Source organism: Pseudomonas sp. R45(2017) (genome assembly GCF_002112305.1).
Taxonomy (GTDB): Bacteria; Pseudomonadota; Gammaproteobacteria; order Pseudomonadales; family Pseudomonadaceae; genus Aquipseudomonas; species Aquipseudomonas paraglycinae.
Window position 1 is genome coordinate 172,421 of the sequence record NZ_NEHH01000001.1, and the last position, 19,164, is coordinate 191,584.

Consider the following 19,164-nt stretch of genomic DNA (forward strand, 5'->3'; position numbering starts at 1 on the left):
TGCTACCACCCCTTAAAGAACTGCTTTCGGGTAGGAACCCAGCACCTTGAGTGCTACTGCTTCCTGACTGATCTTTTCCAGTACACCTTTGATCAGCGGATCACGGTGATGACCAACGAAGTCGATGAAGAACACGTAGGTCCATTTGCCGCTGCGCGACGGACGGGTTTCGATCCGGGTCAGGTCGATCCCGTTGTCATGGAACGGCACCAGCAGCTCATGGAGCGCGCCAGGCTTGTTGCTCATGGACACGATGATCGAAGTCTTGTCGTCGCCGGTCGGTGGCACTTCCTGGTTACCGATCATCAGGAAGCGCGTGGAGTTGTCCGGGCGATCTTCGATCTTCTCGGCCAGACGGGTCAGGCCATACAGCCCGGCCGCCATGTCGCCGGCGATCGCCGCCGAGTTCCACTCACCCTTGACCCGCTTGGCCGCTTCGGCGTTGCTGGACACCGCCACGCGCTCGACATTCGGGTAATGGGCGTCCAGCCATTTGCGGCACTGGGCCAGCGACTGAGCGTGGGAATAGATGCGGCTGATGCTGTCGGTCTTGGTGTTTTCACCGACCAACAGGTGGTGGTGAATGCGCAACTCGACTTCGCCGCAGATCACCATGTCATGTTCGAGGAAGCTGTCGAGGGTGTGGTTGACCGCGCCTTCGGTGGAGTTCTCCACCGGCACCACGCCAAAGTTCACCGCACCGGCCGCCACTTCACGGAACACTTCGTCGATCGCCGCCATCGGCTTGCTGATCACCGCGTGACCGAAGTGTTTCATGGCCGCCGCCTGGGTGAAGGTGCCTTCCGGACCGAGATATGCAACTTTCAGCGGGTTCTCGAGGGCCAGGCACGAAGACATGATTTCGCGGAACAAGCGCGCCATCTCTTCGTTGCCCAACGGCCCCTTGTTGCGTTCCATCACACGCTTGAGAACCTGCGCCTCACGCTCGGGACGATAGAACACTGGCTGCTCGCCTTCGGCCAGACTGGCCATCTTGACCCGGGCAACTTCTTCGGCGCAGCGCGCGCGATCGCTGATCAGCTGGAGGATCTTCTCGTCCAGGTTATCGATGCGAACGCGCAGCGCCTTGAGCTCCTGCTCGGACATCAGGAATGCTCCTTCTCGAATTCAGCCATGTAGCCAACCAGCGCTTCCACGGCGTCCAGACCCAGAGCGTTGTAGATCGAGGCACGCATGCCGCCAACCGAGCGATGGCCCTTGAGGTTGAGCAGGCCACGGGCGTCGGCGCCAGCCAGGAACGCCTTGTCCAGGCGCTCGTCAGCCAGACGGAACGGCACGTTCATCCACGAGCGGGCGTTGACGCTGATCGGGTTGGTATAGAAGTCACTGTTGTCGATGAAGCCGTACAGGCGATCTTTCTTCGCCTTATTGCGCTGCTCCATCGCGGCGACGCCACCCTGCTCCTTCAGCCACTCGAAGACGAGGCCCGAGAGGTACCAGGAATAGGTCGCCGGGGTGTTGTACATCGAGCCGTTATCGGCCGAGACCTTGTAGTCGAGCATGGTCGGGCACGAACTGCGGGCGCGGCCCAGCAGGTCTTCACGGACAATCACTACCACCAGACCGCTCGGGCCGATGTTCTTCTGCGCGCCGGCGTAGATCAGGCCGTACTGCGACACATCGATCGGACGCGAGAGGATATCGGAGGACATGTCGACCACCAGCGGAACGTCACCAGCCTCGGGAACCCAGTCGAACTGCAGGCCGCCGATGGTTTCGTTGGACGCATAGTGCAGATAGGCCGCACCCGGAGTCAGCTTCCACTCGTTCTGGCCAGGGATGGCCAGATAGTCATAAGGCTTGGCGCTGGCGGCAACATTGACGTTGCCGAAGCGACGCGCTTCCTCGATGGCTTTCTTCGACCAGATGCCGGTTTCGACATAGTCGGCAGTGCCGTTCTCGGGCAGCAGGTTCAGCGGAATCTCGGCGAACTGTTGGCTCGCACCGCCCTGCAGGAACAGCACTTTGTAATTGGAGGGGATGGACAGCAGGTCGCGCAGGTCTTGTTCGGCCTTCTCGGCGATGGCCACGTAGTCATCGCTGCGATGGCTCATTTCCATGACCGACAGACCCTTGCCGTGCCAGTCGAGCATCTCGGACTGGGCACGCAACAGGACAGCTTCAGGCAGCGCAGCGGGACCTGCGCAGAAGTTATAGGCTCGTTTGCTCACATCCACTCTCGCTATGCAATCACGGTAGCGGACAGAGCAAACACTCTGCCCTGCTACGATTTGGTTAGTCTTGCGACTCTTCTTCGTCTGCGGCGTCCGCCTGCAGGTTGTCGACCGCATCGTCCGGTTCGGCGCCGATCACGCCCTCTTCCAGTTCGACACCTTCTTCACCTTCAAGCTCTTCACCCTCGACTTCCGACGGCTCCTGGACCCGCTCCAGACCGACCAGGGTTTCATCCTTGGCCAGCTTGATCAGGGTCACGCCCTGGGTGTTACGACCCAGGCTGGAAACTTCGTCGACACGGGTACGCACCAGCGTGCCCTGGTCGGAAATCAGCATGATCTCCTCGCCATCAAGCACCTGAACCGCACCGACCAGACGGCCGTTACGCTCGTTGCTGACCATGGCGATCACGCCCTGGCCGCCACGTTTGTACTCAGGGAACTCGGTGATCGCGGTGCGTTTGCCGTAGCCACGCTCGGAAGCGGTGAGGATCTGGCTGCCTTCTTCCGGGATCAGCATCGAAATCAGCTTCTGCCCTTCCGGCAGACGCATGCCGCGCACACCGCGGGCGGTACGGCCCATGGCACGCACGTCGGATTCCTTGAAGCGGGTGACCTTGCCGCCGTCGGAGAACAGCATTACTTCACGCTCGCCATCGGTGATGGCCGCGGAGATCAGCACGTCACCTTCGTCCAGTTCCAGCGCGATCAGACCGACGCTGCGCTGACGGCTGAAGGATTCCAGCGGGGTCTTCTTCACGGTGCCGTTGGCGGTGGCCATGAAGATGTAGTGACCTTCGGTGTATTCCTCGACCGGCAGCATGGTGGTGATGTATTCACCGTCATCCAGCGGCAGCAGGTTGACCAACGGACGACCACGGGCGGCGCGGGACGCTTCAGGGATTTCGTAGGTTTTCAGCCAGTACACCTTGCCCTTGCTGGAGAACAGCAGCAGGGTGGTGTGGCTGTTGGCGACCAGCAGGTGAGCGATGTAGTCCTCATCCTTCACGCCAGTAGCCGATTTGCCTTTACCGCCACGACGCTGGGCCTGGTACGCAGCCAGCGGCTGGGTCTTGGCATAGCCACCGTGGGAGATGGTCACGACGCGCTCTTCTTCCGGGATCATGTCGCCCAGGGTCAGGTCGAGACGGGCATCGAGAATTTCGGTGCGGCGCACGTCGCCGTATTCGGCACGGATCACTTCCAGTTCTTCGCGGATCACTTCCATCAGGCGCACGGCGCTGTTGAGGATGCGGATCAGCTCGCCGATCTGGTTGAGGATCTCTTGATACTCGGCCAGCAGCTTTTCGTGCTCCAGACCGGTCAGACGGTGCAGACGCAGCTCCAGAATGGCTTGCGCCTGTTCCGGCGACAGGAAGTACTTGCCGTCGCGCAGCCCGTATTGCGGATCGAGGTTTTCCGGACGGCACGAATCGGCACCGGCACGTTCCACCATCGCCACCACAGCCGAGGATTCCCACGGCGTGCTGACCAGCGCTTCCTTGGCTTCCGACGGCGTCGGCGAAGCCTTGATCAGGGCGATCACCGGGTCGATGTTCGACAGGGCAACGGCCTGACCTTCGAGGATGTGACCGCGCTCGCGCGCCTTGCGCAGTTCGAACACGGTACGGCGGGTAACCACTTCGCGACGGTGACGGACGAAGGCTTCCAGCAGGTCCTTGAGGTTCAGGATCCGCGGACGGCCGTCGATCAGCGCAACGATGTTGATGCCGAATACCGATTGCAGCTGGGTCTGGGCGTAGAGGTTGTTGAGGATCACCTCAGGCACTTCGCCGCGACGCAGTTCGATCACGACGCGCATACCGTCCTTGTCGGACTCGTCGCGCAGTTCGGTGATGCCTTCGAGTTTCTTCTCTTTTACCAGCTCGGCGATCTTCTCGATCAGGCGTGCCTTGTTCAGCTGGTAAGGGAGTTCGGTGATGACGATCTGCTGACGGCCACCGACCTTGTCGATGTCTTCGATGATCGAACGGGCGCGCATGTAAATGCGGCCACGGCCGGTGCGGTAGGCTTCGATGATGCCGGCGCGACCGTTGATGATCGCGGCAGTCGGGAAGTCCGGACCGGGAATGTATTGCATCAGCTCATCGACGGTCAGCTCGGGGTTGTCGATGAGGGCCAGGCAACCGTCGATGACTTCACCGAGGTTGTGCGGCGGAATGTTGGTCGCCATGCCCACGGCGATACCACTGGAGCCGTTGACCAGCAGGTTCGGAACGCGGGTCGGCATGACCGCCGGGATCAGCTCGGTGCCGTCGTAGTTCGGCACCCAGTCCACGGTTTCCTTGTGCAGGTCGGCCAGCAGCTCGTGCGCCAGCTTGGTCATGCGCACTTCGGTGTATCGCATGGCCGCGGCGTTGTCGCCGTCCACCGAACCGAAGTTGCCCTGGCCGTCGACCAGCAGGTAACGCAGGGAGAAAGGCTGCGCCATGCGGACGATGGTGTCGTACACCGCGGTATCACCGTGCGGGTGATACTTACCGATCACGTCACCGACGACACGGGCAGATTTCTTGTACGGCTTGTTGAAGTCGTTGCCCAGCTCGCTCATCGCGAACAGCACGCGACGGTGCACGGGCTTCAAGCCATCGCGCGCATCCGGCAGTGCACGGCCGACGATCACGCTCATCGCGTAGTCGAGATAGGACTGTTTCAGCTCGTCTTCGATATTGACCGGGAGGATTTCTTTGGCCAGTTCGCCCATGAGAAGCCTGATTCCTTTTTCTGGTGAAACTTCGCCATATCCATAGGGGACGCACGAAGCTCGTCGATGCAGGCCGAGTGCCATGCGCCGACTTACGACAAATCGACAAGTTGACCCTGGATTTGCGCAGTGAAGACAACCCCGTGGGACTGCCTCGGAAAACGCCGGATGTTATCACAAGAGCCGCCACGCACCTATCCCCCAGATGCGCATGGAGCATAGTTAGATGACCGATGACAGGCTTAACGGGGACGAGAGAAGCTCAGAGCTTCCCTGAATGCAAATTTCGGGACGAAATTGCGGATGTTTATTGACTTTCAAGACCTCATCGCTGGCAAGTCGAGTCGTCGCACCGCAGCTCCCACAAGTTCGGCGGCGTGCACAAAACCTGTGGGAGCTGGCTTGCCAGCGATGGCGTCCGAACAGACGCCAGAGTCAATCAATGCAGGCGCTTGCGGCACATCAACTGCGCCATCTTCGCAGTGTCCGGGCGCTCGACGATGCCTTTTTCGGTGACGATCGCATCGATCAGATCCGCCGGGGTCACGTCAAACACCGGGTTGAACGCTTCGACGTCAGCCCCGACACGTTTGCCGCCAACCTCCAGCAACTCGGCGCCGTCGCGCTCCTCGATCGGGATGTCGTCACCGCTGGCCAGATTCATGTCGATGGTCGAACTCGGCGCCACCACCATGAAACGCACGCCGTGGTGCATGGCGTTGACCGCCAGTTGATAGGTGCCGATCTTGTTCGCCACGTCGCCGTTGGCGGTGATCCGATCGGCGCCGACGATCACCCAGGTCACGCCTTTGGTCTTCATGATGTGCGCAGCGGCGGAGTCGGCGTTCAGGTTCACCGGAATGCCTTCGTTGGCCAGCTCCCACGCGGTCAGCCGCGAGCCTTGCAGCCACGGCCGGGTTTCGTCGGCGTAGACACGCTCGACCATGCCCTCGATGAACGCCGCGCGAATCACCCCGAGCGCCGTCCCGAAACCGCCGGTGGCCAGGGCGCCGGTGTTGCAGTGAGTGAGAATTGCCTGAGCATTGCCCTGATGCTTGCGGATCAGGTCGACGCCGAGCTGGGCCATGGTCAGGTTGGCTTCACGATCGCTTTCATGAATCGCAATGGCTTCGGCTTCCAGCGCCGCCAGCGGATCGGCGTTTTCCTTCAAGCGGTCCAGCCGGTCGTGCATGCGGTTCAACGCCCAGAACAGGTTGACCGCTGTCGGACGGGAATCGGCCAGCAACATGAAATCCTCTTCCAGCGACGCATACCAGTCGCCACCTTCGGCAATCCGGGCACGGGCCGCCAACACGATGCCGTACGCGGCACTGATGCCGATGGCCGGCGCACCGCGCACCACCATCGAACGAATTGCCTCGGCCACGCCGGCGGCGCTGGTGTAGGCGATCCAGTTTTCCTCGAACGGCAAAACGCGCTGATCCAGCAGGTGGAGCGCGCCATCACGCCAATCGATGGCCTTTACCTTCTCCGCAGCCAACAGTCGATCGCGCATCCCTCACCCCGCACTCATGAACAAAAGCCGCCGATTATAGCGATCCCCCCGCGAAGACGCTCGGGTATACTTCGCCATCCTTTACAAAAGCACTGGAACCGACCCTCGATGCCGAAACCTGCCATTGCGCTCGACTTATTATTGCTGCCGACCTGGCTGGTACCCGTCGAACCTGCAGGCGTTGTGCTCAAGGAGCATGGCCTGGGCATCCGCGACGGTCGCATCGTGTTTATCGGCCCGCGTGCCGAAGCGCTGAAGTGTAACGCCGCCGAAGTCCGCGAACTGCCGGACGTTTTGCTCAGCCCCGGCCTGATCAACGCCCACGGCCACGCCGCGATGACGCTGTTCCGTGGGCTGGCCGACGATCTGCCGCTGATGACCTGGCTGGAAAACCACATCTGGCCGGCCGAAGGCAAATGGGTCGATGAAGATTTTGTGCGTGACGGCACCGACCTGGCCATCGCCGAGCAGATAAAAGGTGGCATCACCTGTTTCTCGGACATGTACTTCTTCCCGAAGGTTGCCAGCGAGCGCGTGCACAACAGCGGAATCCGCGCGCAGATCGCGATTCCGATCCTCGACTTCCCGATTCCGGGTGCCGCCAGCGCCGATGAAGCCATTCGTCAGGGCGTCGAACTGTTCGGCGACCTGAAGCATCACGAGCGCATCAAGATCACCTTCGGCCCTCATGCACCCTACACCGTGGGCGACGAGAACCTGGAAAAAATCCGCGTGATCGCCGAAGAGCTGGACGCCTCGATACACATGCACGTCCACGAAACCGCGTTCGAAGTGCAGCAAGCGGTCGAACAGCGCGGCGAACGCCCGCTGGCCCGCCTTGGCCGACTGGGCTTGCTCGGCCCGCGCTTCCAGGCCGTGCACATGACCCAGATCAGCGATGACGACCTGGCGTTGCTGGTAGAAAGCAACACCAGCGTGATCCACTGCCCGGAGTCGAACCTGAAACTGGCCAGCGGCTTCTGCCCGGTGGAGCGCCTGTGGCAGGCCGGAGTCAACGTGGCGGTCGGCACCGATGGCGCCGCGAGCAACAATGACCTGGACCTGCTGGGTGAAACCCGCACTGCCGCTCTGTTGGCCAAAGCCGTCGCCGGCTCAGCCACCGCGCTGGACGCCCACCGGGCGCTGCGCATGGCCACGCTGAACGGCGCGCGAGCCTTGGGGATCGAAGCCGAGACCGGCTCGCTGGAGCTCGGCAAGGCGGCCGACATCGTCGCCTTCGACCTGTCCGGCCTGGCGCAACAACCGGTCTATGACCCGGTCTCGCAGCTTATATACGCCACCGGTCGCGACTCCGTGAAACACCTGTGGGTTGCCGGCAAGCAGTTGCTCGACGACCGGCGCCTGACCCGACTGGACGAACAACAGCTCGGCGAAACCGCCCGGGCCTGGGGCCGACGCATCAGCGGCCACACCGAATCGTAAACACCCCGGGGCAAACTCCGGGGCTACAGCCCTTTTCAAGTTTTAGAGGATTGAAATCATGAGCAACGTCGACCACGCCGAAATCGCCAAATTCGAAGCCCTGGCCCATCGTTGGTGGGACCGCGAGAGCGAGTTCAAACCGCTGCACGACATCAACCCGCTGCGGGTCAACTGGATTGACGAACGCGTCAATCTGGCCGGCAAGAAGGTCCTCGACGTCGGTTGCGGCGGCGGCATCCTCAGTGAAGCCATGGCTCAGCGCGGCGCGACCGTGACCGGCATCGACATGGGCGAAGCGCCACTGGCGGTCGCGCAACTGCATCAGCTGGAATCCGGCGTGAACGTCGAATACCGGCAGATCACCGCCGAAGCCCTGGCCGAAGAAATGCCCGAGCAGTTCGACGTCGTCACCTGCCTGGAAATGCTCGAGCACGTACCGGACCCTTCCTCGGTGATCCGCGCCTGCTTCCGCATGGTCAAGCCCGGCGGCCAGGTGTTCTTCTCCACCATCAACCGCAACCCGAAGGCGTACCTGTTCGCCATCGTCGGCGCCGAATACATCATGAAGCTGCTGCCGCGCGGCACCCACGACTTCAAGAAATTCATCCGCCCGTCCGAGCTGGGCGCCTGGAGCCGCATGGCCGGCCTGACCGTCAAGGACATCATCGGCCTGACCTACAACCCGCTGACCAAGCACTACAAGCTGGCGGCGGACGTTGACGTCAACTACATGATCCAGACCCTGCGCGAGGAGTAAGCCGATGGCCATCAGAGCAGTCCTTTTCGACATGGACGGCACTCTGCTCGACACCGCGCCGGACTTCATCGCCATTTGCCAGGCGATGCGCGCGGATCGCGGCTTGCCGCCAATGAACGACAAACACATCCGCGATGAAATCTCCGGCGGCGCCAAGGCCATGGTCGCGGTGACGTTCTCGATGGATCCGGAGTCGCCGGGCTTCGAGGAGTTGCGTCTGGAGTTCCTCGAGCGTTACCTCGTCGGTTGCGCCGTACACAGCAAGCTGTTCGACGGCATGGGCGAATTGCTGGCCGACATCGAGAAAGCCCATCTGGTCTGGGGCGTGGTCACCAACAAGCCGCTGCGCTTCGCCGAGCCGATCATGCAGCAACTAGGGCTGGCCGAGCGCTCGGCCCTGCTGATCTGCCCGGATCACGTGAAGAACAGCAAGCCGGATCCCGAGATGCTGACCCTGGCCTGCAAGATGCTTGATCTGGATCCGTCGACCGTTCTGTTTATCGGCGATGATCTGCGCGATATCGAATCCGGCCGTGACGCCGGCACCAAAACCGCTGCCGTGACCTATGGCTACATCCACCCCGACGACAACCCTCGGCACTGGGGCGCGGACGTGGTGGTGGATCATCCGCTGGAGTTGCGCAAGGTGCTCGACAACGCGCTCTGCAGTTGCTGAGTGGTGCGGCAAAGCGACCATCGCTGAATTCCCGCGCATGACGCGGGAACGATCAGAAGTTAATGGATTAGAGGTTTCTTATGTTTGATTACTCCGCTCGCCCCGAATTGCTCAAGGATCGGGTCATTCTGGTCACCGGTGCCGGTCGTGGCATCGGCGCGGCTGCCGCCAAGGCCTACGCCGCCCACGGTGCAACCGTGCTGCTATTGGGCAAGACCGAAGCCAACCTGACCCAGGTCTACGACGAGATCGAAGCAGCCGGGCATCCGCAGCCGGCCGTGATCCCGTTCAACCTCGAAACCGCCCTGCCCCATCAATACGATGAGCTGGCGGCGATGATCGAGACCGAGTTCGGCCACCTCGACGGCCTGCTGCATAACGCCTCGATCATCGGCCCGCGCACGCCGATCGAGCAGTTGTCCGGTGAAAACTTCATGCGCGTCATGCAGGTCAACGTCAACGCGATGTTCATGCTGACCAGCACGCTGCTGCCGCTGCTCAAACTGTCGCAGGACGCCTCGGTGGTCTTCACCTCCAGCAGCGTCGGGCGCAAGGGCCGTGCTTACTGGGGCGCCTATGGCGTGTCGAAGTTCGCCACCGAAGGCCTGATGCAAACCCTGGCCGACGAAGTCGAAAACGTCGCCCCGGTACGCTCCAACAGCATCAACCCGGGCGCCACTCGCACCAGCATGCGCGCTCAGGCTTACCCGGGGGAAAACCCGCTGAACAACCCGACTCCAGAAGAGATCATGCCGGTCTATCTGTACCTGATGGGCCCGGACAGCACCGGTATCAATGGCCAGGCCTTCAACGCCCAGTAATGCCATACGTCGCATTTGTTGCCGTGGCGGAATACCGTCGCGGCATGCAATTGCCGCTTTGAGCGCGGCAGCTTCAGTCAAATAACCACCACCCCTTCTTCCGCAAAAATCTCAAGCCATTGATCCACAACGGTTTTAATAAAATATGAACCGTATGGCACGACTTTCGCTCTACATTTCCTCAAAGCACGCCGAGTGAAGGCAGTCGGGCAAGGCCTGATTCGATAGCTGACTAATCGTCATCGGGCAGACTAAACTTACGCCAAATGTCCTACGGGACTGATGGATCAGTATGACGCGCAGCCCATAGCCGCTCTCACCCAGCCTGTAAGACAGACTTACTGCTTAGGGGCTCACGCCATATGAAATCACCCTCCCAGACCACTGCAATTGACTTCGACAATGCCAAATTGCAACGCCTGGGCTTTGGTCAGCAGCCACCTCTTCTGGCGCGACCTGCCAGCCTGGCACAATTGCGCCAGCAAATGAGCCTGCAACTGCAAACCAGCCTTGAGCCTCAACGCATCCTCGGTCTGTTTTTCCGCGAGGTTCAGCGCCTGGTGCCGCTGGACGCCTTGACCTACGTGCACAATGGCAGTGACCTGCGACTGGAGTTCGGTGCCCGCGGTCACCACTCGGCCAGCTACAGCCTCAGCCACGAAGGCGAGCACATGGGTGAGCTGGTGTTCCGCCGCAACCAGCGCTTCAGCGAACAGGAACTGGGCAATCTCGAATCGTTGCTGTCTGCGCTGCTGTATCCGATGCGCAATGCCCTGCTGTACCGCGCCGCCACGCAAAGCGCGCTGCGTGATCCGCTGACCGGTGCCGGCAACCGCATTGCCATGGAGCAGACGCTGCACCGCGAAATCGAGATGTCCCGCCGGCACCTGCAACCGCTGTCGTTGCTGATGCTGGACATCGACCACTTCAAGCAGGTCAACGACCTCCATGGTCACAGCGCCGGCGACGACGTGCTCAAAGCCGTGGCCGCATCGATCAAGGGCCAGTTGCGCAACGTCGACATGGTGTTCCGTTATGGCGGGGAAGAGTTTCTGATCCTGCTGTCCAACACCGGTCGCGATGCGGCCTCCATGGTCGGCGAGCGCCTGCGCCAAGCAGCGCAGTCCCAGGATTACTACGCAAATAACCAATTGATCGAACTGACCGTGAGCCTCGGCTGCTCGACTCTGTTGCCGGGCGAATCCGCCGACAGCCTGCTGCGCCGCGCCGACAGCGCGCTGTATGTCGCCAAGCGTGAAGGGCGAAATCGCCTGACCATGGCGGGCTGATTATTCACCGCCAACAAAAAACGGGAGCCAAGGCTCCCGTTTTTTTATGGATGTCGCCGAAATCAGCTCTCGACCAGCGCCCGACGTTCACGCCCGACTAACACCCGCTCCGACAGTTCGAGCTGCATGCAGCGCTCGAGGAACAGGTACATGTAGTCGTAGCTCTTGCAGATGGCCTGTCGCAGCTCCGCCTGCAAGGCTTTGCTCGGGTTCATCCCGGCCAGGGTGCAGATGATCTCCAGTGCCTCCCACGGATGGGCATCATCGTACTGGGCGTGCATCTTCAGCCACTTCATGGCCCGCTTGCGATCCTCTTCAGGGAAGGCCGCAGCATAGACACCCGTCGAACAGACCAGCGCCGACCACTCCCCGGTCGCGCCTTCGATGGCGTAGTTGGTGGCCGCGATGGCCACGATCAGTGAATCCGCCGAACTGGTGTGCCAGCACCAGTGGCTCAGGGCGTGCAATTCCGGTGGCACTTGCTGCGCCTGCAGGTCTTCCAGGCTCACCCCATGGGCCCGGCTCCAGTGCAGCCAGTAATCGGCATGGTTGAGTTCGACGCGAATGTTGCGCATCAACCAGCGCCGCGCCATGTCTTCACCCGGATGACGGGCGAATTTGGTCTTGGTGAGGTTCTGCGCCATGTACAACGCGAATTGCTCAACGACGGGCCAGCCCCCGATCAGGTACTGGCGCATGGTTTTGGCGCTGAGCTTGTTATCACGCATGCGCAGATAAAGTTCATGTTCGACAACCCGGCGTTTGCTCTCGCTGCAATCCTGGATCAACTGTTGCGCCCAGGCGGGATAACTTGCAGCTTCCATGAGTGGTCCGGTTCGGTTGAATGTGTCGATCACTGTTCGGCTCCTTTTGATTTGTGATTGTACGGATCGGCAAGAGACTTCAACGGAACGTGCCAGGCGCCTTGAATAACAACGGCTGCGGTCTGGCGGGCCGACTTTGCAAACTGTCACAGGTAAACAACTGCGGGCGTTCGATGACATAACCCTGAGCGTAATCCACGCCGATTTCAAGCAATGCCTGCTCGATCTGCGCTGTTTCGACAAACTCGGCAATTGTCTGCTTACCCATGACATGCCCGATGTGATTGATCACTTCGACCATTGCACGGTTAATCGGGTCGTCCAGCATATCCTTTACGAAACTCCCGTCGATCTTCAGGAAGTCTACAGGCAAATGTTTCAGATAAGCGAATGAAGACATTCCGGCACAAAAGTCATCGAGTGAGAAATAACAACCCAAGCCTTTGAGTTCATTAATAAATCTGATTGCACTCCCGAGATTTGCAATGGCACTGGTTTCTGTAATTTCAAAACAAATCATTTCAGGCGGTACGCCGTAGTTATCAAACTGTTCCCGCAGAAAGTGCAAGAACGCGTCATCTCCGATAGTAATGCCTGAAAGATTAATCGCACACATTGCCAGAGGGCCTTCGCACTCTTCGTTAATACATTGAGCAATAACCTTAAATACATTCTGCACAACCCAGCGATCCAGCGACGTCATCAAACCGTAACGTTCCGCCGCCGGTATGAAACTGTCCGGCAGGATCATCCGGCCTGCCTCATCGTGCAGACGCAACAGGATTTCGATGTGCCCGCGGGTGCCACCGGCAACCGAACCCAGTGGTGCGATTTCCTGGGCGTAGAGACAGAAGCGGTTTTCCTCCAAAGCCATATGCAGGCGTTGCACCCAAGCCATCTCGCCAAAACGCAGGGACAGTTCCGAGTCGTCGGCGTGGTAGACCTGCACCCGGTTGCGGCCCTTTTCCTTGGCCATGTAGCAAGCCATGTCGGCGGCCCGCAACGAGGCCTCGAGGGTGGTCGGGTTCTGTGCGACGTGCACCAGACCAATGCTGACGGTGGTCAGGAACGGCCGCCCCTTCCAGACGAAATGCAGGTTTTGCACGGTCTGACGCAGGCTCTCGGCGATCTTCTCGGCCGCCTCCGGTGCGCAGTTCTCCAGCAGGATGCCGAACTCGTCGCCGCCCAGCCGCGCCAGGGTGTCGCCCTCACGCAAGCCCGATTGCAGCAACGCGCAGATATGGCGCAGCAACTCATCGCCTGCCGCGTGCCCGCAGGTGTCGTTGACCAGCTTGAACTGATCGAGATCGAGGAACATCAGCGCATGTCGCCCGGCCTGCCGCGTCAGGTTGTGCAGGGCCTGTTCGAGCCGGTATTCGAACTCGCGACGGTTGGCCAGGCCGGTCAGCGCATCGTGGGTGGCCTGCCACGACAGATTGGCGATGTATTGCCGCTCCTGAGTCATGTCATGCAGCACCAGCACCGTACCGCTGACCTTGCCGGCATTGCGGATCGGCGCACCGACCAGCGTCACCGACACGGTGCTGCCGTCCAGCCGCTGGATCAGCTTCGAATGCTCGCTGCCGCCGGTGAGCTGACCACTGAGAATGTGCTCGATCAGGGTCAAGCCCTCGCTCTGGGCATTGTCATCCAGCAGGTTGAACAGCGCCGCCAAGGGCAGACCGGCAGCCTGCTCGGCCTTCCAGTGAGTCAACGCCTCGGCGGCCGGGTTCATGTAATCGATCGCCCCGCTGACGTCGGTGGTGATCACCCCGTCGCCGATCGAGTGCAGGGTCACATGGGCCCGGTCCTTTTCCAGTTGCAGCGCTTCGGCGAAGGCATGGCGCTGCTTGAGCAGTTTGCGGGTGCGCAGCAGCGCCAGCACGATCAGGCCCAGCGCAGTGGCGAGGTTGGTGAACAGCAGCAGGCGCAGGATCATCCGCGAGCCTTCACCCAAGGCATCGCTGAACGCCTTGGCGGCCGGGGTCACGCCGTCATTGATCGCAAAGATCCGGTCTTTCCAGCGGCGGATATCGGCTTCGGTGGCGGCATTGGCGGTGATGCGCTGATGCATCTCCTGCGCCACGCCGTCGAGTTCCACCAGATAGGCGTCGCCCAGCGTCCAGCGGTCGATGGCGGTTTCCAGATAACTGAAGTGACGAAAGTTCAGGTACAGCCAGATCAGACTGGAAACGTCGTCCGGGTGGTTGCCGCCCTTGAGAATGCCCTCACGCGCCGCTTGCAGGTCGGGCGGTTGCTTGTCCAGCGCCAGGCGCAATTGATGGCCGCCCTGAGGCACGGCAATGGCGTTCTGGTATTTAAGGTAAATTGCCTCGTCGCGACTGTCCGCGTACAGGTTGAGGTAATAGATAGCGTCTTTCTGGCCCTTGGACCAAAGGCTTTCACCAGCGACATAGCCGCGAACGGCCGACAGGACGTAAAGACTCACGCCCCCCAACAAGGCTTGAAACAACACGACGGCGATAAATGGCCAGACGATGCCCAGCAACCGAGGCGTTCCGAGAGTCCGCTTTTGCTTCATGGAGTTCCTTGCGTGGTCACTGCCTGATTGTCCGTCTCTATCAGACCAACCCCCAAAGACTAGGAGGCGTTCGGGGTTCCGGCAAGCGGCGGATCCGCCTCAGTTCAGGACAAACGCCGGATAGACATATGTACAGCCACGGTCGCTGGCGGCATCGATCTACTGGGCACTTCAGGCATCCAACCCTCTGTAACGGGAATGCCTTCACAAGGAGTGTGATATGCCCTCGACGTTTTCAGCTTCAACCGACTTATCGACAACCGCAGAAACCAGCGCCATCGAGGCGCTTGGACTGGCTACCGGCCCGGATATCGAATCCCTGATTCCCCAACCGACCGGCCGGGACCGCAAAAGGTTCAAGGCAGCCCGAGTCGCAACACCGGCTATTGCACCCGCCATGACCCTCGAACAGTACATGGCACAACGCATCAATGAACGAATGCTCGACACGGTCAAAACCTTTTTGATCGGCAAACCTTCGCTGATCCGTCATTTGAGTGGCGATATCCTGCGGCTCGCCGACACGGACGAACTGCGCGCGACCCCTTCGGTTTTCCTCCAGCGAGTACTGAATTCCCCCGAATCACTGGACCTGACAGAAAGGCTGCTGAAAAGGCTCAAATGGTTCGGTGCATCCCCCGGCGAACAGACGCCGTCGTCCGTGCGCTATCAGTTGTCATGCAAAGCCATCTGCCTGCATTTGCATGCGCCGTCTCCCGACGAGTCGCAGGAGCTCGCCGGATTCCACTGGCAAGACCCTGCTCACTGGGGCAAAAGCTACCAGACCCTGCGCCGCGATTTCGAACAGCATTTGCTGCGAACCCGACGGGTTGCCACTACCAAAGAGGCGATCCTGCTGGCCCAGATGTTTCAACATCGCCTGTCGAAAGACTTTGCCGTGCGCGATATCCCGCCCGAGCTTCGTTACAAGACGTCGATCGTGTGGGTGAACTTCATGCACGGCGTGCTGCTGGCCGAGGTGCTTGGCCTGGATCAGTCGCAACCCTTGTCTTTCCAGCAACTGGTCAGTTTGCCTCTGGAACGCAGTACTGGCGCCTCCCCCGCAGAGCTGGAAACAATTGCACGACTGCGAATAGGCCCCGCCCTTGAATGGGCGGTGTGCACTGGCGTCATCCCGGCGCGAGCGGCATCCGGTCACGATCAGGAAGACATCAAGCGAGCGCTGACTGCGCTGGAAGAACAAAGCGAAAACCTGAACAAGGCCGCGATGACGCTGGATTCAACCCCGCCTGACCGGATACAGATGGCCAGGGAGGTGCTGGCTGACCGGTTCAGTGGTTTTACATTCAACAAGGACGGACGCAAGTTGATGTCTGCCGATCCGAGCCATAGTCATTCAAGAGCACCACTGGACCAGAAGAATCAGCAGGGCCACGACTTTCTGGATATCTATGCAGACGGCCAACTCGATGGCGAAAAGCGATGGATTGTCTCCATGCCCGACGGCACAACGCGATCCACCACAGCACTCCGGCTGGATGAGCAGCGCGTCCTCTACGCCGAGCGTGAAAACTCGCGGGGTGGTTATGAACGGGTAAATGCAGATGACTACAGCTGGGCCGGCAAATCCTTGCCGGATATCAATGCGCAGTTTGAAAGCGCCTTCAACCAATATCTGGCGACGATCAGGCCGCCCTATCAGACCTTGATCGCCAGCTTGCTGACTTCACTGCCAGCGAGCGAACGCCAGGCATTGGCAATGGGTGAAATCGAGTTGTTGGGGATGCGTCGAAAATCAGTACCCAACGAACCGCCGGATCTGACCCGGGCCAGGAAGGGCTTCGTTATAAAAGTGACCCACCAGGGAAATATTGCCTACTACGAGCTGATCCCGAGTGCCGGTGTCATTCGCCTTCGACCCACCTTGAGGTTTTCAACCGTCAATGGCGTTCGGACCGAGTTTGCCTTGCACGCCACCATCCCCGGGCAAACCTATTCACCCGAGCGTGACATCAGTACTTCGTTGCTGCTCGACTGGTCGGCCCATCTCCACGGCAGGACACCTGCCGCCAGGGGGGCCTACATCGGCTACCTCGACATCGTGGGCACTATAGCCGCAGCCTCCATGGGTACCGGGACCGATGCTGCGACGCTGACATCACGACTGGACGCACTGGCCAACTACATCGCGACAAACTACCTCTACGTCGATGAAGAACACCTGCGCCAGCAAGCCAGAGGCATGACAATCTTCGACAGCCACAGGGCGAAGATCGAGAAACGGCTGGAGGTATTCGTGACGATCGTCAAAGGGTTCGTTCCTTTCTGGGGCAGCATCGAGGACCTGCTCTCCGACGATGTCAAAAGCAAAGCCCTGGGCGGGATCGGACTCCTGTTCGACCTGGCTTCGTTCCTTTGCCCGATCGGCAAATTCATCTCGGGTTCGGTGCGCCTGCTCCGCGCCGCTGCCGGCACCACTCGCATGGTCGTCAATGCAACGCTGCCGCCGTTTTCGACATTGGCCCGCCAACTCCTCACCCGCTCACTGGCAAACCTCAACCCACTGGACGGTATTCCCTCGCTGCTCAAGGGTCTGGGAAGCGGTGCCGGAAAAGGGCTGCTCTTCATCGGCGGAGTGAGCGTTGTCGGCATCAGAAAACTGACGGGAAAGGCCGATGGCTTCCGCCTGGTCCAGAATCTGCCACAAGCCATCGATCCCGGGGACTGGAAGCCGCTGACGAACGGTGATCAGCTCGCGACGGTCAACGGTATTGATGATGTACTCCTGCGCCATACAGATTCTTCGGGACTGGAACGCTTTCATCTGGTCGACCCGATGACCTCCCTGCCCTACGGCCCGCGCCTGCGCAACAACGGCAAAAATCTCACGCAAGGTCGATCCGGCTTCAAGACATTGCCCCCGAGCGAAACCCACGTCGTTGCGCAAGTTCCAGAACACGCCCATGTTCGTGAAGTGCTTGAGGTCGATGGTCGAACCACGCTGCTGATTGATGACATCCCTTATCGACCGGACGGCAACCAACTGCGCCGCGCCGACCTGATCGATGATCAGTCGCTACTCAAAGCCCTGCCCTGCAGAGTGCGGCGCATGCCGGGGTCGGACGCCTGTAAAACGAGCTATGTCACCCGCAATCCGGCCCCCACGCCAGCCAACGGCACTTACGACACGGATAAAGGCTGGGCACCCTGGTTCGGGGACAGCATTTACACCCCGGCCACAGCGGGTCGAGCGATGCTGCTCGAGTTCCTGAAAAAGAAAAGCAGACACCCGGCGGTTATAGCGTTTCAAAAAGGGATTTACGGGAGGATCAAAGTGGATATCCCCTTCGGCACCCGGAATCAGTTCGACACCTTCGAGGCCGGCGCCATCATCGTCCCCGCTATCGACGACTCAAGGCACTATGTGTTCACCCGACTGGACGCCGGATCCTTCTACATCGCCGAACTGCCCAAAGGTCAGAGCCTCACCACTCCGTTGACGCTGCGCAAGGCCAATACCCTGCCTGCCAATCTGAAGGGTGAGCTGATGACGGTGTACACCGGGTCTCTCAATGCCAACAACATGGCGAGAATCTACGGTATTCCAGCCGTAGAACGCGCCCTCGAAACCATGGAGAAAATTGCCATTCGCATTGGTGGTCATGCGAACCCGCCCGACACGCTCAAACTGCTTAAAGTCGATACCAGCCCCGGTGAAGCGGTTTTGTTCGATCATTCCACACGCATGATCGTCAACCGGCTGCCGGACGGTGCAGCATCCTGGTCACGTAGCAGGGATGCTTCAGACAGCTTTCGCCAACGAACCGCCGATATCTTCGATACGCTGTTTTGCGAGAAAACCATCAATATCCAACAAAGCGCCGACCTGAAAATCAATCGGACAATGGACAAGTTGCAGGCGCTGCTCCCGTCTCGTTTACAGGGACAGAATCCGAGAAACATCGCCTACGCCGACATCCTGACTTCGAACGGCAAGCGCGAGGTGTATGTCAGCGTTTCCGGAGCGCAAGGACTGACCGGGGAACTGCCTTTGTTCAAGCCTCCATTCGCGCCGGACAAAGTGATCATCGGCGACACCACCTACTTCAATATCGACTTCGACCAGACCTTCAACAGAACCTCACTGGAAGTCTCGAGCAAAGGGCAATTGGTGGCGATTCCCCATACGATAAAGGACATCGACACCTACACGCCTGCGCTGACCCGTCGGCCGACCTCTCTGGACAGCGAGGCCAAACTGATCAGTGTGCTTCGCAAGAAATACCCCGAAAACCACATGATCGCTTCGGTCGACGTGGCTACAACCATGCCTCCATGCACCAGTTGTTCAGTGATCGTCAAAGAGTTTGGCTACGACGGCACGGCCAACGCACTGGAGGTGCTATGGAAATGAT

The 19,164-nt window shown here is 60.1% G+C and carries 12 protein-coding genes; 6 read left to right on the forward strand and 6 right to left on the reverse strand.

Annotated elements, in window-relative coordinates; all coding sequences use genetic code 11:
* Nucleotides 1–12 precede the first annotated feature (12 nt).
* From pheA to mtnA, 4 genes are all read right to left on the reverse strand, one after another.
* Nucleotides 13–1,107: a prephenate dehydratase gene (gene pheA / locus CAF74_RS00815; RefSeq protein WP_007950913.1), complete on the reverse strand. Its 1,095-nt coding sequence runs from the start codon at nt 1,105–1,107 to the stop codon at nt 13–15.
* On the reverse strand, nt 1,107–2,192 hold the full coding sequence (serC, locus tag CAF74_RS00820; RefSeq protein WP_085745010.1) for a 3-phosphoserine/phosphohydroxythreonine transaminase: 1,086 nt from the start codon (nt 2,190–2,192) through the stop codon (nt 1,107–1,109). Before serC ends, pheA begins: the two co-directional genes overlap by 1 nt.
* A gap of 64 nt (nt 2,193–2,256) precedes the next feature.
* The gene (gyrA, locus tag CAF74_RS00825; RefSeq protein WP_085745011.1) at nt 2,257–4,920 is read right to left on the reverse strand and encodes a DNA gyrase subunit A; all 2,664 of its coding nucleotides are present in this window, start codon (nt 4,918–4,920) and stop codon (nt 2,257–2,259) included.
* A 439-nt stretch (nt 4,921–5,359) separates the two neighbouring features.
* Nucleotides 5,360–6,436 (reverse strand): S-methyl-5-thioribose-1-phosphate isomerase, encoded by a 1,077-nt coding sequence (gene mtnA / locus CAF74_RS00830; RefSeq protein ID WP_085745012.1) that lies wholly within the window; start codon nt 6,434–6,436, stop codon nt 5,360–5,362.
* A gap of 108 nt (nt 6,437–6,544) precedes the next feature.
* On the opposite strand from mtnA, the gene CAF74_RS00835 reads away from it, so the two are divergent.
* From CAF74_RS00835 to CAF74_RS00855, 5 genes are all read left to right on the forward strand, one after another.
* Nucleotides 6,545–7,879, forward strand: a complete 1,335-nt coding sequence (locus CAF74_RS00835; RefSeq protein WP_085745013.1) for a TRZ/ATZ family hydrolase — start codon at nt 6,545–6,547, stop codon at nt 7,877–7,879.
* Between the two features lie 58 nt (nt 7,880–7,937).
* Nucleotides 7,938–8,636 (forward strand): bifunctional 2-polyprenyl-6-hydroxyphenol methylase/3-demethylubiquinol 3-O-methyltransferase UbiG, encoded by a 699-nt coding sequence (gene ubiG, locus CAF74_RS00840; protein ID WP_007950906.1) that lies wholly within the window; start codon nt 7,938–7,940, stop codon nt 8,634–8,636.
* A 4-nt stretch (nt 8,637–8,640) separates the two neighbouring features.
* Nucleotides 8,641–9,312 carry an N-acetylmuramic acid 6-phosphate phosphatase MupP gene (mupP, locus tag CAF74_RS00845; RefSeq protein ID WP_085745014.1) on the forward strand — a complete coding sequence of 224 codons (672 nt, stop codon included), beginning with the start codon at nt 8,641–8,643 and terminating at the stop codon, nt 9,310–9,312.
* A gap of 80 nt (nt 9,313–9,392) precedes the next feature.
* Entirely contained in the window at nt 9,393–10,133 is a 741-nt protein-coding gene (locus CAF74_RS00850) for a YciK family oxidoreductase (RefSeq protein WP_085745015.1), read from the forward strand.
* A gap of 362 nt (nt 10,134–10,495) precedes the next feature.
* Nucleotides 10,496–11,422: a GGDEF domain-containing protein gene (locus CAF74_RS00855; protein ID WP_085745016.1), complete on the forward strand. Its 927-nt coding sequence runs from the start codon at nt 10,496–10,498 to the stop codon at nt 11,420–11,422.
* A 62-nt stretch (nt 11,423–11,484) separates the two neighbouring features.
* Here the strand turns inward: CAF74_RS00855 and CAF74_RS00860 are convergent, their stop codons facing one another.
* Nucleotides 11,485–12,279 (reverse strand): TenA family transcriptional regulator, encoded by a 795-nt coding sequence (locus CAF74_RS00860; protein ID WP_085745017.1) that lies wholly within the window; start codon nt 12,277–12,279, stop codon nt 11,485–11,487.
* A 46-nt stretch (nt 12,280–12,325) separates the two neighbouring features.
* Complete coding sequence (locus CAF74_RS00865) at nt 12,326–14,788, reverse strand: EAL domain-containing protein (protein ID WP_085745018.1); 2,463 nt, start codon at nt 14,786–14,788, stop codon at nt 12,326–12,328.
* 220 nt (nt 14,789–15,008) lie between these two features.
* Between CAF74_RS00865 and CAF74_RS00870 the strand changes: the two genes are divergently transcribed.
* Nucleotides 15,009–19,163, forward strand: coding sequence for a hypothetical protein (locus CAF74_RS00870; protein WP_085745019.1), 4,155 nt, complete (start codon nt 15,009–15,011; stop codon nt 19,161–19,163).
* Nucleotide 19,164: the final 1 nt, after the last annotated feature.

What these genes read in the sequence shown, in the direction of transcription:
- mupP (WP_085745014.1), top strand. Translation starts at nt 8,641, where the DNA reads ATGGCCATCAGAGCAGTCCTTTTCGACATGGACGGCACTCTGCTCGAC.
- CAF74_RS00870 (WP_085745019.1), top strand. Translation starts at nt 15,009, where the DNA reads ATGCCCTCGACGTTTTCAGCTTCAACCGACTTATCGACAACCGCAGAA.
- CAF74_RS00855 (WP_085745016.1), top strand. Translation starts at nt 10,496, where the DNA reads ATGAAATCACCCTCCCAGACCACTGCAATTGACTTCGACAATGCCAAA.
- gyrA (WP_085745011.1), bottom strand. Translation starts at nt 4,920, where the DNA reads ATGGGCGAACTGGCCAAAGAAATCCTCCCGGTCAATATCGAAGACGAG.
- CAF74_RS00835 (WP_085745013.1), top strand. Translation starts at nt 6,545, where the DNA reads ATGCCGAAACCTGCCATTGCGCTCGACTTATTATTGCTGCCGACCTGG.
- CAF74_RS00850 (WP_085745015.1), top strand. Translation starts at nt 9,393, where the DNA reads ATGTTTGATTACTCCGCTCGCCCCGAATTGCTCAAGGATCGGGTCATT.
- ubiG (WP_007950906.1), top strand. Translation starts at nt 7,938, where the DNA reads ATGAGCAACGTCGACCACGCCGAAATCGCCAAATTCGAAGCCCTGGCC.
- pheA (WP_007950913.1), bottom strand. Translation starts at nt 1,107, where the DNA reads ATGTCCGAGCAGGAGCTCAAGGCGCTGCGCGTTCGCATCGATAACCTG.
- CAF74_RS00865 (WP_085745018.1), bottom strand. Translation starts at nt 14,788, where the DNA reads ATGAAGCAAAAGCGGACTCTCGGAACGCCTCGGTTGCTGGGCATCGTC.
- mtnA (WP_085745012.1), bottom strand. Translation starts at nt 6,436, where the DNA reads ATGCGCGATCGACTGTTGGCTGCGGAGAAGGTAAAGGCCATCGATTGG.